The organism is Flavobacterium sp. NPDC079362 (assembly GCF_050267765.1).
GTDB lineage: Bacteria > Bacteroidota > Bacteroidia > Flavobacteriales > Flavobacteriaceae > Flavobacterium > Flavobacterium azizsancarii.
Genome location: NZ_JBNNFM010000006.1, coordinates 102155 through 115418, shown reverse-complemented (window position 1 = coordinate 115418; position 13264 = coordinate 102155). Strand labels below are relative to the sequence as shown.

27 protein-coding genes are annotated in these 13264 nt (G+C 35.2%); all 27 read right to left on the bottom strand.

Going from position 1 to position 13264, the window contains the following annotated elements:
* Positions 1 to 30: 30 nt before the first annotated feature.
* A complete protein-coding gene (locus ACQKCJ_RS08190) occupies positions 31 to 1023 on the bottom strand; it encodes a DNA-directed RNA polymerase subunit alpha (RefSeq protein WP_026109818.1) in 993 nt (330 codons plus the stop codon).
* A gap of 21 nt (positions 1024 to 1044) precedes the next feature.
* Positions 1045 to 1650, bottom strand: a complete 606-nt coding sequence (rpsD, locus tag ACQKCJ_RS08185; protein WP_026982953.1) for a 30S ribosomal protein S4 — start codon at positions 1648 to 1650, stop codon at positions 1045 to 1047.
* Between the two features lie 94 nt (positions 1651 to 1744).
* The gene (gene rpsK / locus ACQKCJ_RS08180; protein WP_007803677.1) at positions 1745 to 2128 is read right to left on the bottom strand and encodes a 30S ribosomal protein S11; all 384 of its coding nucleotides are present in this window, start codon (positions 2126 to 2128) and stop codon (positions 1745 to 1747) included.
* A gap of 8 nt (positions 2129 to 2136) precedes the next feature.
* Positions 2137 to 2511 carry a 30S ribosomal protein S13 gene (gene rpsM, locus ACQKCJ_RS08175; protein WP_056245953.1) on the bottom strand — a complete coding sequence of 125 codons (375 nt, stop codon included), beginning with the start codon at positions 2509 to 2511 and terminating at the stop codon, positions 2137 to 2139.
* Between the two features lie 2 nt (positions 2512 to 2513).
* The gene (gene ykgO / locus ACQKCJ_RS08170) at positions 2514 to 2630 is read right to left on the bottom strand and encodes a type B 50S ribosomal protein L36 (RefSeq protein WP_072945378.1); all 117 of its coding nucleotides are present in this window, start codon (positions 2628 to 2630) and stop codon (positions 2514 to 2516) included.
* A gap of 12 nt (positions 2631 to 2642) precedes the next feature.
* Positions 2643 to 2858 (bottom strand): translation initiation factor IF-1, encoded by a 216-nt coding sequence (gene infA / locus ACQKCJ_RS08165; RefSeq protein ID WP_007136545.1) that lies wholly within the window; start codon positions 2856 to 2858, stop codon positions 2643 to 2645.
* A 7-nt stretch (positions 2859 to 2865) separates the two neighbouring features.
* Entirely contained in the window at positions 2866 to 4212 is a 1347-nt protein-coding gene (secY, locus tag ACQKCJ_RS08160) for a preprotein translocase subunit SecY (RefSeq protein WP_072960632.1), read from the bottom strand.
* Positions 4213 to 4225: 13 nt separating this feature from the next.
* Complete coding sequence (gene rplO / locus ACQKCJ_RS08155) at positions 4226 to 4678, bottom strand: 50S ribosomal protein L15 (RefSeq protein WP_007803667.1); 453 nt, start codon at positions 4676 to 4678, stop codon at positions 4226 to 4228.
* 11 nt (positions 4679 to 4689) lie between these two features.
* Entirely contained in the window at positions 4690 to 4872 is a 183-nt protein-coding gene (gene rpmD / locus ACQKCJ_RS08150; protein WP_017495010.1) for a 50S ribosomal protein L30, read from the bottom strand.
* 12 nt (positions 4873 to 4884) lie between these two features.
* Positions 4885 to 5409 (bottom strand): 30S ribosomal protein S5, encoded by a 525-nt coding sequence (rpsE, locus tag ACQKCJ_RS08145; protein WP_140507259.1) that lies wholly within the window; start codon positions 5407 to 5409, stop codon positions 4885 to 4887.
* Between the two features lie 3 nt (positions 5410 to 5412).
* Positions 5413 to 5763 (bottom strand): 50S ribosomal protein L18, encoded by a 351-nt coding sequence (rplR, locus tag ACQKCJ_RS08140; protein ID WP_271334612.1) that lies wholly within the window; start codon positions 5761 to 5763, stop codon positions 5413 to 5415.
* An 11-nt stretch (positions 5764 to 5774) separates the two neighbouring features.
* Positions 5775 to 6317: a 50S ribosomal protein L6 gene (rplF, locus tag ACQKCJ_RS08135; RefSeq protein WP_213300745.1), complete on the bottom strand. Its 543-nt coding sequence runs from the start codon at positions 6315 to 6317 to the stop codon at positions 5775 to 5777.
* Between the two features lie 18 nt (positions 6318 to 6335).
* Positions 6336 to 6734, bottom strand: coding sequence for a 30S ribosomal protein S8 (gene rpsH, locus ACQKCJ_RS08130; RefSeq protein WP_017495014.1), 399 nt, complete (start codon positions 6732 to 6734; stop codon positions 6336 to 6338).
* A 104-nt stretch (positions 6735 to 6838) separates the two neighbouring features.
* Positions 6839 to 7108, bottom strand: coding sequence for a 30S ribosomal protein S14 (rpsN, locus tag ACQKCJ_RS08125; protein ID WP_007803655.1), 270 nt, complete (start codon positions 7106 to 7108; stop codon positions 6839 to 6841).
* Positions 7109 to 7111: 3 nt separating this feature from the next.
* A complete protein-coding gene (gene rplE, locus ACQKCJ_RS08120; protein WP_035619635.1) occupies positions 7112 to 7663 on the bottom strand; it encodes a 50S ribosomal protein L5 in 552 nt (183 codons plus the stop codon).
* A gap of 2 nt (positions 7664 to 7665) precedes the next feature.
* Positions 7666 to 7980 (bottom strand): 50S ribosomal protein L24, encoded by a 315-nt coding sequence (gene rplX / locus ACQKCJ_RS08115; RefSeq protein ID WP_007803650.1) that lies wholly within the window; start codon positions 7978 to 7980, stop codon positions 7666 to 7668.
* A 12-nt stretch (positions 7981 to 7992) separates the two neighbouring features.
* The gene (rplN, locus tag ACQKCJ_RS08110; protein ID WP_007803649.1) at positions 7993 to 8361 is read right to left on the bottom strand and encodes a 50S ribosomal protein L14; all 369 of its coding nucleotides are present in this window, start codon (positions 8359 to 8361) and stop codon (positions 7993 to 7995) included.
* 2 nt (positions 8362 to 8363) lie between these two features.
* Positions 8364 to 8624, bottom strand: a complete 261-nt coding sequence (gene rpsQ / locus ACQKCJ_RS08105; protein ID WP_007803646.1) for a 30S ribosomal protein S17 — start codon at positions 8622 to 8624, stop codon at positions 8364 to 8366.
* A 17-nt stretch (positions 8625 to 8641) separates the two neighbouring features.
* Positions 8642 to 8833, bottom strand: a complete 192-nt coding sequence (rpmC, locus tag ACQKCJ_RS08100) for a 50S ribosomal protein L29 (protein WP_007803639.1) — start codon at positions 8831 to 8833, stop codon at positions 8642 to 8644.
* Between the two features lie 13 nt (positions 8834 to 8846).
* The gene (rplP, locus tag ACQKCJ_RS08095) at positions 8847 to 9272 is read right to left on the bottom strand and encodes a 50S ribosomal protein L16 (protein ID WP_007803637.1); all 426 of its coding nucleotides are present in this window, start codon (positions 9270 to 9272) and stop codon (positions 8847 to 8849) included.
* Between the two features lie 19 nt (positions 9273 to 9291).
* A complete protein-coding gene (gene rpsC, locus ACQKCJ_RS08090; RefSeq protein WP_007803635.1) occupies positions 9292 to 10053 on the bottom strand; it encodes a 30S ribosomal protein S3 in 762 nt (253 codons plus the stop codon).
* A 5-nt stretch (positions 10054 to 10058) separates the two neighbouring features.
* Positions 10059 to 10472, bottom strand: a complete 414-nt coding sequence (gene rplV / locus ACQKCJ_RS08085; RefSeq protein WP_007803631.1) for a 50S ribosomal protein L22 — start codon at positions 10470 to 10472, stop codon at positions 10059 to 10061.
* Positions 10473 to 10478: 6 nt separating this feature from the next.
* Positions 10479 to 10757, bottom strand: a complete 279-nt coding sequence (rpsS, locus tag ACQKCJ_RS08080; RefSeq protein WP_007803626.1) for a 30S ribosomal protein S19 — start codon at positions 10755 to 10757, stop codon at positions 10479 to 10481.
* Between the two features lie 6 nt (positions 10758 to 10763).
* Positions 10764 to 11588 carry a 50S ribosomal protein L2 gene (gene rplB / locus ACQKCJ_RS08075; RefSeq protein WP_007803623.1) on the bottom strand — a complete coding sequence of 275 codons (825 nt, stop codon included), beginning with the start codon at positions 11586 to 11588 and terminating at the stop codon, positions 10764 to 10766.
* 9 nt (positions 11589 to 11597) lie between these two features.
* Positions 11598 to 11888 carry a 50S ribosomal protein L23 gene (rplW, locus tag ACQKCJ_RS08070; RefSeq protein ID WP_007803621.1) on the bottom strand — a complete coding sequence of 97 codons (291 nt, stop codon included), beginning with the start codon at positions 11886 to 11888 and terminating at the stop codon, positions 11598 to 11600.
* A 7-nt stretch (positions 11889 to 11895) separates the two neighbouring features.
* The gene (rplD, locus tag ACQKCJ_RS08065) at positions 11896 to 12525 is read right to left on the bottom strand and encodes a 50S ribosomal protein L4 (RefSeq protein ID WP_271334611.1); all 630 of its coding nucleotides are present in this window, start codon (positions 12523 to 12525) and stop codon (positions 11896 to 11898) included.
* A complete protein-coding gene (gene rplC, locus ACQKCJ_RS08060) occupies positions 12525 to 13142 on the bottom strand; it encodes a 50S ribosomal protein L3 (RefSeq protein WP_007803612.1) in 618 nt (205 codons plus the stop codon). Before rplC ends, rplD begins: the two co-directional genes overlap by 1 nt.
* Positions 13143 to 13264: the final 122 nt, after the last annotated feature.

Genomic DNA, 13264 nt, shown 5'->3' with positions numbered 1-13264 from the left:
TTTAAATTTAATCCCGCGAGCGGGATTGAATTATTCTTTATCTAATTTGTATTTAGCTAAGTCCATTCCGAAAGTTAAATTCTTAACCGCTACAAGTTCATCTAGCTCAGTTAAAGATTTTTTACCAAAATTACGGAATTTCATTAGGTCATTTTTATTGAACGATACTAAATCACCAAGTGTATCAACTTCAGCCGCTTTCAAGCAATTTAATGCTCTCACAGATAAATCCATATCAACAAGCTTAGTTTTAAGCAATTGTCTCATATGCAATGACTCTTCATCATACGATTCTGTTTGTGCAATTTCGTCAGCCTCGAGTGTAATTCTTTCGTCAGAAAATAACATGAAGTGGTGAATTAAAACTTTAGCAGCTTCAGTAAGAGCATCTTTTGGATTAATAGATCCATCAGTTTTGATTTCAAAAACTAATTTCTCATAATCTGTTTTTTGCTCAACACGGAAGTTTTCAATTGCATATTTTACATTTTTTACCGGAGTAAAAATAGAGTCTGTAAAAATGGTACCAATTGCAGCGTTCTGTTTTTTGTTCTCCTCAGCAGGAACATATCCTCTACCTTTTTCGATTGTTAAATCGAAGTTCAATTTGATTTTAGAATCTAAATTACAGATAACTAAGTCTGGATTCAGAACTTGGAAACCTGAAATAAATTTCTGAAAATCACCTGCTGTTAATTGATCTTTACCAGAAACAGAAATTGTAACTGCTTCATTATCGATATCTTCAATTTGACGTTTGAAACGTACTTGTTTTAGATTAAGGATAATTTCGGTAACATCTTCAACAACACCTGAAATAGTAGAAAACTCATGATCTACACCTTCGATACGAACAGATGTAATTGCATAACCTTCTAATGCTGAAAGCAAAACTCTTCTAAGTGCATTACCAACTGTCAATCCATAACCAGGTTCTAAAGGTCTAAATTCGAATTTACCTTCAAAATCGGTTGAATCGATCATGATAACTTTATCGGGCTTTTGAAAATTAAATATTGCCATAAATTTCGACTAAGTCAATTATTATTTGTTGTACAACTCTACGATTAATTGTTCTTTAATGTTTTCTGGAATTTGAAGTCTTGCAGGTACAGAAACGAAAGTTCCTTCTTTAAGATCATTGTTCCATGTAATCCATTCATAAACATGACTTGAATTTGATAAAGAACGTTCGATAGCTTCTAAAGATTTAGATTTTTCACGAACTGCAACTTTATCACCAGGCTTAAGGTGGTAAGAAGCGATATTTACAACTTCACCATTAACAGTAACGTGTCTGTGAGAAACTAATTGTCTAGCACCTCTTCTAGAAGGAGCGATACCCATTCTAAAAACAACGTTATCTAATCTTGCTTCACATAATTGTAAAAGAACTTCACCAGTAACACCTTTAGTAGCTGATGCTTTTTTGAATAAATTTCTGAATTGTTTTTCTAAAATTCCGTAAGAATATTTAGCTTTTTGCTTTTCCATTAACTGAACAGCGTACTCAGATTTTTTACCTCTTTTTTTAGCCATCCCGTGTTGTCCAGGTGGGTAATTTCTTTTTTCGAAAGATTTATCATCTCCGAAGATTGCTTCGCCAAATTTACGAGCAATTCTAGTTTTTGGACCAGTATATCTTGCCATTTCTAAAAAAATTTAAATTTAAGGTAGAGATTATGAATTCAGGTCAAATCCTTCGATAATCTATATTCTACCTTGTTATACTATAATAAATAAATTAAACTCTACGTCTTTTTGGAGGACGACATCCGTTGTGAGGCATTGGAGTAACATCGATAATCTCTGTAACTTCAATTCCACCGTTATGAATAGAACGGATAGCAGACTCACGTCCGTTTCCTGGTCCTTTTACATAAACTTTCACTTTTTTAAGTCCAGCTTCAAGAGCTACTTTACTACAATCTTCTGCTGCCATTTGGGCTGCGTATGGAGTATTCTTTTTAGAACCTCTAAAACCCATTTTACCAGCTGAAGACCAAGAAATAACTTCACCTTTTTTGTTAGTCAAAGAAATGATGATGTTATTGAAGGTAGCAGAAATATGAGCTTCTCCCGTTGATTCAACGATAACTTTACGTTTTTTTGCAGTTGCTTTAGCCATATTACTTATTATTTAGTTGCTTTTTTCTTGTTAGCAACAGTTTTTCTTTTACCTTTTCTTGTTCTAGAGTTGTTTTTAGTTCTTTGCCCTCTTAACGGAAGACCAGATCTATGACGGATACCTCTGTAACAACCAATATCCATTAAACGTTTGATGTTTAAAGAAACTTCAGAACGTAATTCTCCTTCAATTTTGAATGCTCCAACAGCTTCACGAATTGCTCCGATCTCGTCATCATTCCAATCTTGAACTTTTTTGTCTTGGCTAACTTGAGCTTTTTCTAAAATCTCAATAGCTCTACTTCTTCCTAATCCAAAGATATAGGTAAGTGCTATAACACCTCTTTTATTTTTTGGGATATCTACCCCTGCTATTCTTGCCATAATTATCCTTGTCTTTGTTTAAATCTAGGATTCTTTTTGTTTATTACGTACAATCTCCCTTTTCTACGCACAATGATGCACTCGGGACTTCTCTTTTTTACTGATGCTCTAACTTTCATAGTGAATATCCTTTAATATCGATAAGTAATTCTTGCTTTTGACAAATCATAAGGACTCATTTCTAGTTTCACTTTATCACCAGGTAATAACTTGATGTAATGCATACGCATTTTTCCAGAAATATGAGCAATTACGATATGTCCATTTTCTAACTCCACACGGAACATCGCATTTGATAATGCTTCGATGATTGATCCGTCTTGTTCTATTGCTGATTGTTTTGCCATATAAAAATTAAGCTACTGCTTTTCTATTTTTACCAGTCTTCATTAAACCATCATAATGTTTGTTTAACAAGTATGAATTGATTTGTTGAATAGTATCTATTGCAACTCCAACCATAATTATTAACGAGGTACCTCCAAAAAACATTGCCCAAGATTGTTGTACATCCATAATACTTACAACAATAGCTGGGAACACAGCAATCAAAGCAAGGAATAAAGATCCTGGGAAAGTTATTAAAGACATCACTTTATCAAGAAATTCAGAAGTTTCAGCTCCCGGACGAACGCCAGGAATAAAACCACCACTTCTTTTCAAATCATCGGCCATTTTGTTAGTAGGTACAGTGATCGCAGTATAGAAAAATGTAAATACAATAATTAAAGTTGCAAATACAAAGTTATACCAAAATCCGAACATATTACTAAACGCGCCAACAATAGATTGTGATGTGTCTGATTTAGACAATCCAGCTACAGCTGCAGGTATAAACATAATTGCCTGAGCAAAAATGATTGGCATAACCCCAGAAGCATTAAGCTTAAGAGGAATCCACTGTCTATTACCACCTGCCAAATCTTGTTCATAATCCCCACTTGTTGTACGACGAGCGTATTGAACAGGAATTCTACGTACTGCCATTGTAAGCAATACACAAGAAATGATTACTAATAACCAAACAATAATTTCAATAACTAACAACATTGGACCACCATTGTTATTGGTAACTCTGGTTGTAAACTCTTGAATAAAAGCTTGCGGTAAACGCGCCAAAATACCAACCATAATCAATAATGAAATTCCATTTCCAATACCTTTATCTGTAATTTTTTCCCCAAGCCACATAGCAAAAATAGTACCAGTAACCAAGATGATAACAGACGAAAACAAAAATTCAGGTGAATTAAAGCCTAGTAAGAATGCACTTCCAGGTAACGTTCTGTATAAATTATAAATATAAGTTGGACCTTGAACCAGTGTAATAGCTATAGTCAACCAACGAGTGATTTGATTAATCTTTTTTCTACCACTCTCTCCATCGTTTTGAAGTTTTTGCAAATAAGGAATAGCAATTCCCATTAACTGAACAACAATAGATGCAGAAATATAAGGCATAATACCTAAAGCAAAAACTGAAGCTTTAGAGAAAGCACCTCCTGTAAACATGTCCAGGATTGATCCTAAACCTTGTTTAGTTTGTCCCGCTAAACCTGTTAATTGAGTTGCGTCAATTCCAGGTAGCGTTACGTGTGCACCAAAACGATATACTAAAAGCAATCCTAATGTAATTAAGATTCTGTTTTTCAGTTCTTCGATTTTCCAAACATTACTTATTGATTCAATAAATTTCTTCATCTTAGTAGATAAGTTATATAGTTACAGCTTCTCCACCAGCAGCTTCAATAGCAGCTTTTGCAGTAGCGGTAAATTTGTGGGCAGTTACTTTTAATTTTGCTTTCAATTCTCCTCTACCTAAAATCTTAACGATTTCATTTTTGGTAGCTAGACGATTTGCTACGTAATCTGTCATAGAAACAGAATCAGTAATCACACCATTGTCTACTAGTAATTGAAGCGTATCTAAATTAACACCTTCGTATTCTTTACGATTGATGTTTGTGAAACCAAACTTAGGCACACGTCTTTGAAGTGGCATTTGCCCTCCCTCAAAACCAATCTTTTTAGAATAACCAGAACGAGATTTTGCTCCTTTGTGACCTCTTGCAGAAGTACCACCTTTTCCAGAACCTTCTCCTCTACCTAATCTTTTATTTTGATTGTGTGTTGACCCTTCAGCTGGTTGTAAGTTACTTAAATTCATAACAGTATTTGTTATTTAGCTTCTTCGACAGAAACTAAGTGTTTAACTTTGTTTATCATCCCAAGGATAGCAGGATTTGAATCATGCTCTACAACTTGTCCCATTTTACGTAGACCTAAAGCTTCCAAACCTCTCTTTTGAGAAAGAGGACAGTTGATTTTGCTTCTTACTTGTTTTACTAATAATTTAGCCATAATTTCCTTGAATTAACCTTTAAAAACTTTTTCTAAAGAAACACCTCTTTGTTTTGCAACAGTGTAAGCGCTTCTCATTTGTAATAAAGCATCAAAAGTTGCTTTTACCACGTTATGAGGATTTGATGATCCTTGAGATTTAGATAATACATCATGAATACCTACTGACTCAAGAACTGAACGAACAGCTCCACCAGCAATAACTCCTGTACCATGAGAGGCAGGAATTAAGTATACACGTGCACCACCAAATTTACCTTTTTGTTCGTGAGGAACAGATTGTCCGTTCAAAGGAATTTTTACTAAATTTTTCTTAGCATCTTCTACTGCTTTCGCAATTGCTTCAGAAACGTCTTTAGATTTTCCTAATCCATGACCAACTACTCCATTTTCATCACCTACAACTACAATAGCAGAAAAACCGAAAGCTCTACCACCTTTTGTAACCTTAGTAACACGATTAACACTTACCAGACGATCTTTAAGTTCAAGACCACTTGGTTTTACCAATTCTACATTTTTGTATTTAGACATAATATATTAGAATTTAAGTCCAGCCGCTCTTGCGCCTTCTGCTAATGATTTAATACGACCGTGATACAAATATCCACCTCTATCAAAAGTGATGGTATCAATCCCGGCTTTTAACGCTTTCTCTGCAACTAATTTTCCAACAGCAGCAGCTACTTCAACGTTAGTACCTTTTCCTATTTCTTTTTCTCTTGAAGATGCAGCTAATAAAGTAACTCCATTCACGTCATCAATAATTTGAGCGTAAATTTCTTTGTTACTTCTAAATACAGATAGTCTTGGGTTAGTAGCAGTACCACTAATCGATTTTCTAATTCTGAATCTAATTCTCTGTCTTCTATCAGATTTTGTTAATGACATAATCTTATTTTTTAAGCTGATTTACCTGCTTTTCTTCTTAATACTTCACCCACAAATTTAACACCTTTTCCTTTGTATGGCTCAGGCTTACGGAAACCTCTGATTTTCGCAGCAACCTGTCCTAAAAGTTGTTTGTCAAATGATGTTAATTTTACGATAGGGTTTTTACCTTTTTCAGATATTGTTTCTAAAGCTACTTCCGGAGCAATTTCCAAAACAATATTGTGAGAATATCCAAGAGCTAAATCTAGCTTTTGACCTTGGTTTGAAGCTCTATAACCAACTCCAACTAATTCAAGTTCTTTAGTAAAACCTTCAGATACACCAATAATCATGTTATTGATTAATGATCTGTATAATCCGTGTTTTGCTCTTTGGTCTTTATGATCAGACGATCTCTCTAATAAAACCTGATCGCCTTCAACTTTTACAGTAATGTCCGAAAACTCCTGAGTTAGTTGACCTTTTTTTCCTTTTACTGTAACGATACCGTCCTTAACTTCAACAGTTACTCCCGCAACGATTACAACTGGGCTTTTACCTATTCTTGACATCTTATTTAGTCTTTAAAATTAGTATACGTAACAAATTACTTCACCACCTACATTTAATTGTTTCGCTTGCTTTCCAGTCATAAGACCTTTTGAAGTTGAAACAATAGCAATTCCTAATCCGTTAAGGATTCTTGGTAATTTGGCAGCACCTGCATATTTACGTAAACCAGGTTTACTAATTCTTTGGATATCTTTAATTACAGGCTCTTTAGTATCTTTATCATACTTCAAAGCAATTTTGATCGAACCCTGTACAGAGTTGTCTTCAAATTTGTAACTCAAGATATAACCTTGATCAAATAAGATCTTAGTTATTTCTTTTTTTAGATTAGAAGCTGGAATTTCAACAACTTTGTGGTTTGCAGCCACAGCGTTACGAACTCTAGTCAAATAATCTGCAATAGGATCTGTATACATATGTATTTGATTGCGACTATGGTTTTCGGGAGGCACTCGCCTCCCGAACCTTTAATCAATTAAAATTATTTTTTGGTTTGCAAAAGTAGTAACTTATTGCGAGATTACCAAGACGCCTTTTTAACTCCAGGAATTAATCCATTATTAGCCATCTCACGGAAAGTTACACGTGAAATACCAAACTGACGAATATAACCTCTTGGTCTACCTGTTAATTTACAACGATTGTGCAAACGAACTGGTGAAGCATTTTTAGGTAATTTTTGTAAACCTTCAAAATCTCCAGCTTCTTTCAAAGCTTTTCTTTTCTCAGCATACTTAGCTACCGTTTTCTCTCTTTTCACCTCACGGGCTTTCATTGATTCTTTAGCCATGTCTTAATTCTTTTTAAAAGGTAATCCTAATTCAGCCAATAATGACTTTGCTTCCTTGTCTGTTTGAGCAGTAGTAACAAATGTAATATCCATTCCTGAAATTTTGTTTACTTTGTCAATATCAATTTCTGGGAAAATGATTTGCTCTAAAACTCCAAGGTTGTAATTACCTCTTCCGTCGAAACCAGTAGCTTTGATACCACTAAAATCTCTAACGCGTGGTAAAGCAGAAGTAATAAGTCTATCTAAAAACTCATACATTCTTTCACCACGTAAAGTAACTTTTGCTCCAATAGGCATCCCTTTTCTCAATTTGAATGACGCAACGTCTTTCTTTGAAATTGTAGATACTGCTTTTTGTCCAGTGATCTTTGTCAACTCATCAACTGCATAGTCAATAAGTTTTTTATCAGATACAGCTGCACCAACTCCACGGCTCAAAACGATTTTTTCAAGTTTTGGAACTTGCATTACGTTTGTATATCCGAATTCCTCTTTAAGAGCAGAGATTACTCTACTCTTATATTCTTCTTTTAGTCTAGGTGTATATGCCATTACTATAGTACTTGATTAGATTTTTTTGAAAATCTTACTTTCTTATCTCCTTCTACTCTAATACCAACTCTAGTTGTTTCCTTAGTTTTAGGATCAATTAGTGAAATGTTAGATATTTGTATAGAAGCTTCTTTCTTAACGATACCACCTTGAGGGTTTTTAGCACTTGGTTTTGTATGTTTCGAAACCATGTTTACACCTTCAACTATCGCTTTATTTTTCTCACGGTAAACACGTAGAACTTTACCTTCAGCACCTTTATGGTCTCCAGCAATAACTCTTACGATATCTCCTGATTTTATTTTTAGCTTTATCATCTTAAAAACGAATTAAAGCACTTCTGGTGCTAATGATACAATTTTCATGAATTGTTTTTCACGAAGTTCTCTTGCTACCGGACCAAAAACACGAGTTCCTCTCATTTCCCCTGCAGCGTTCAAAAGAACACATGCATTATCATCGAAACGGATATAAGAACCATCAGCTCTTCTCACTTCTTTTTTGGTACGTACAACAACTGCAGTTGAAACAGCTCCTTTTTTAACGTTACCGTTAGGAGTTGCATCTTTAATAGATACTACAATCTTGTCACCAACAGAGGCATACCTTCTTTTGGTACCTCCTAAAACACGGATAGTTAAAACTTCTTTTGCTCCCGTGTTATCTGCTACTTTTAGTCTTGATTCCTGTTGTACCATAATTATTTAGCTCTTTCTAAGATTTCAACTAATCTCCAACATTTTGTTTTACTTAAAGGACGCGTTTCGCTAATTCTTACAGTATCTCCAATGTTACAGTCGTTTGTTTCGTCGTGTGCAACGTATTTCTTTGTTTTCAACACGAACTTACCGTATAACGGGTGTTTTACTTTTCTTACTTCAGCAATAACAATAGACTTATCCATTTTATTTGAAGTAACAACACCTATTCTTTCTTTTCTTAAATTTCTTTTTTCTTCCATCTTTCAGCAGAATACAATTATTGTAACTCTCTTTTAGTTAACTCTGTAGCCAATCTTGCAACTGTTCTTCTTACACTTCTAATTTGAAGTGGGTTCTCAATTGGAGAAATAGCGTGAGCCATTTTTAGGTCAGCATATATTTTCTTAGTTTGACTAAGTTTTTCTTGCAACTCCGCTGCAGAAAGATCTTTTATTTCTGATTGTTTCATAATATAAATTTAATTATGCTTCGAAATCTCTAGCAACGACGAATTTAGTTTTTACTGGAAGCTTTTGAGCTGCAAGACGTAACGCCTCTTTTGCAACTGATAAAGGAACTCCTCCAACTTCAAACATAATTCTTCCGGGTTTAACAACGGCAGCCCAATATTCAACGGCACCTTTACCTTTACCCATACGTACCTCAAGAGGCTTCTTAGTAATTGGTTTGTCTGGAAATATTTTGATCCATAATTGTCCCTCTCTCTTCATAAAACGAGTTGCAGCAATACGCGCAGCTTCGATTTGACGAGACGTTAAGAACATTCCATCTTCATGTACAGATTTAATACCAAACATTCCATTAGAAAGTTCATGCCCTCTTTGAGAGTTACCTTTCATTTTACCTTTTTGTACCTTACGGTATTTTGTTCTTTTAGGCTGTAACATTTTTCTTTAGTTTAAAAATTTACTTTCGTTTACGAGCGTCTGGTTTTCCACCTTTATTAAAAGGCTTTCTATCTCCTCTAGGAGAATCGCCACCTTTACCACCACCAGTTCCAGATTGTTTTTTATCCATTCCTGCAAGTGGAGAAAGATCTCTCTTTCCATAAACTTCACCTTTCATGATCCATACTTTGATACCCATTCTACCGTAAGTAGTGTGAGCTTCAGCCAAAGCATAATCAATATCAGCTCTGAAAGTTGATAGAGGAATTCTACCTTCTTTGAAACCTTCTGAACGCGCCATCTCAGCACCATTCAAACGACCAGAAATCAAAACTTTGATACCCTCAGCGTTCATACGCATAGAAGCAGCAATAGCCATTTTGATTGCACGTCTGTAAGAAATACGGCTTTCGATTTGACGAGCGATGCTTGTCGCCACAAGATAAGCATCTAATTCAGGTCTTTTGATTTCAAAGATGTTAATTTGAACCTCTTTGTCAGTAACTTTCTTAAGTTCTTCTTTCAACTTGTCTACCTCTTGTCCACCTTTTCCGATAATGATACCAGGTCTAGCAGTAGTGATAGTAACGGTTACAAGTTTCAAAGTTCTCTCGATGATTACTTTAGATACACTAGCTTTTGATAAACGAGCGTGGATATACTTTCTGATTTTGTGATCTTCGGCAAGTTTATCACCGTAATCATTTCCACCATACCAGTTTGAGTCCCACCCTCTGATGATACCAAGTCTATTTCCAATTGGATTTGTCTTTTGTCCCATGCTGCTTAAGAATTGCTTTGTGTGTTATTGATAGCTCCAAGCACGATTGTAACGTGATTAGAACGTTTTCTTATTCTGTGTGCACGACCTTGTGGAGCTGGACGAAGTCTTTTCAACATCATTCCACCATCTACTCTGATCTCCTTAACAAATAATCCAGCTTCTTCTAAATTACCTTCACTATTTTTTTGCTCCCAGTTGTTGATTGCAGATAATAATAGTTTCTCTAATTTTCTTGAAGCTTCTTTAGAACTAAATCTTAAGATGTTAAGTGCTCTTTCTACCTTCTGACCTCTTACCAAGTCCGCTACTAAGCGCATTTTTCTAGGTGAAGTAGGGCAGTTATTCAATTTTGCGAAAGCAATAGACTTATTAGCCTCTTTTCTCGCATCTGCTGTTTCTCTTTTACGAACTCCCATTGCTTCTTATTTTTTACCTTTATTTTTTGCTCCAGCATGACCTCTAAAAGATCTAGTTGGTGAAAACTCTCCTAATTTGTGACCTACCATGTTTTCTGTTACGTAAACTGGTACAAATTGACGACCGTTATGAACTGCGATAGTTTGTCCAACAAAGTCTGGAGTAATCATAGAAGCTCTAGACCAAGTCTTTACTACTCCTTTATTACCATTTTCAATGTTTTCCTGAACTTTCTTGTCTAACTTATAATGAACGAAAGGTCCTTTTTTTAATGAACGTGCCATATCTTATTATTTCTTTCTACGTTCTACGATATACTTGTTACTCGGGTTTTTCTTAGAACGAGTTCTATAACCTTTTGCTGGTATTCCATTTCTTGAACGTGGATGTCCACCAGAAGAACGTCCTTCTCCACCACCCATTGGGTGATCAACAGGGTTCATTGCAACAGGTCTTGTTCTAGGTCTTCTTCCTAACCATCTTGTTCTACCTGCTTTACCAGATACAACTAATTGGTGGTCTGAATTAGAAACAGCTCCAATTGTAGCCGAACAAGTTAACAAGATCAATCTTGTTTCACCAGATGGCATTTTAATTGTAGCATATTTTCCATCTCTTGCCATTAACTGAGCAAATGTACCAGCTGAACGAGCGATTACCGCTCCTTGACCTGGACGTAACTCAATACAAGAGATTACAGTTCCTAAAGGAATTCTGCTTAAAGGCAATGTATTACCAATTTCAGGTTGAGATTCTGGACCAGAAACTAATTTCTGACCAACTTTCAATCCGTTCTGAGCAATAACGTATGTTTTCTCTCCATCAGCATAAGCTAATAAAGCGATAAACGCAGTACGATTTGGATCATATTCAATTGATTTCACAGTAGCCGGAATTCCGTCTTTAGTTCTTTTGAAATCAATGATACGATATCTCTGCTTGTGACCACCACCCGTATAACGCATGGTCATCTTTCCTTGACTATTTCTACCTCCAGAGTTTTTTATCGGCGCTATCAAAGAGCGTTCCGGCTTATCAGTTGTAATGGCGTCATAACCATTCACAACTCTAAATCGCTGACCTGGGGTAATAGGTTTTAATTTTCTTACTGACATTTTTCTATCTTAGATATTGTTGTAAAAATCAATTGTTTCTCCTTCTTGTACTTGAACAATCGCTTTCTTAATTGCATTTGTCTTTCCACTGATCAAACCACTTTTAGTGTATTTTGTAGTTCTATCCGGTCTTACGTTCATCGTGTTAACTGAAACGATAGTTACTCCATAAGCAGCTTCAATAGCTTTCTTAATTTGAACTTTGTTTGCTTTTTTGTCAACAACGAATCCGAAGCGGTTTAAAACTTCACTTTCTTTGGTTACTTTTTCTGTTACTATAGGTCTAATTATGATACTCATATTCCTATTATTTGCTTAAATTTTCTTCGATTAACTCCAAAGAACCTTCTAAAAGCACTAAATTATTAGTGTTTAAAATAGCGTAAGTGCTTAATTCTGAGCTAGTTACGACATTAGAAGCCTTTAAATTGCGTGAGGACAAATATACATTTTTATTCGACTCTCCCAACACAAATAGAGATTTTTTATTTTCTAACCCTAAAGCTTTCAAAACGTTAATGAAATTTTTAGTGTTTGGCGCTTCAAAACCAAAGTCTTCAAGAACGATGATATTCGCCTCTTTTGCTTTGATAGAGAAAGCTGATTTTCTTGCCAATCTCTTTACAGCTTTATTCAATTTAAATGAATAGCTTCTTGGTCTTGGTCCGAAAATTGTTCCACCACCTTTAAACAATGGATTTTTGATACTTCCCGCACGAGCCGTACCAGTTCCTTTTTGTTTTTTAATCTTACGTGTACTTCCTGTCACTTCAGCTCTTTCTTTAGCCTTGTGAGTTCCTTGTCTTTGATTAGCAAGATATTGCTTTACATCAAGGTATACAGCGTGATTGTTTGGTTCAATTGCGAATACTGAATCAGAAAGTTGAACTTTTCTTCCAGTATCTTTTCCGTTGAAATCTAATACTTTTACTTCCATTACTTCTGAATGATTACATAAGAGTTTTTATGTCCAGGAACACATCCTTTAATAACAAGTAGGTTCTTTTCAGCAACCACTTTTAAAACTCTAAGGTTTTGAACTTTTACATTGTCTCCTCCCATTCTTCCAGCCATACGCATTCCTTTGAATACTCTAGATGGATAAGAAGAAGCTCCCACAGAACCTGGCGCTCTTAAACGGTTGTGTTGACCGTGAGTTGCCTGTCCAACACCACCAAATCCGTGACGCTTAACAACTCCTTGAAAACCTTTACCTTTAGACACACCTTGCACATCTACAAATTCTCCTTCAGCAAAAATAGAAACATCAATAAGATCCCCTAATTTTTGTTCAGTTGCAAAATCTTGAAATTCAACGACTTTTTTCTTAGCTACAGTTCCAGCTTTCTTAAAGTGACCTAAAGCCGCTTTAGTGGAATGTTTCTCGTTTTTGTCATCGAAACCAAGTTGCAACGCTTCGTACCCGTCAACACCTTTGGTTCTGACTTGGGTAACAACACACGGCCCAGCCTCGATTACTGTACAAGGAATGTTTTTCCCGTTTTCGTCGAAAATACTAGTCATGCCGATTTTTTTACCAATTAACCCAGACATAAATATTAATTATTAATTACTAAAATTCCCTTCAATTTGAAAATAACAAAAATTTCCAAACAGGGAGTGCAAAAGTATACATTAAAATTGAATATACCAAACAGTTAGAAAAATTAAATAGC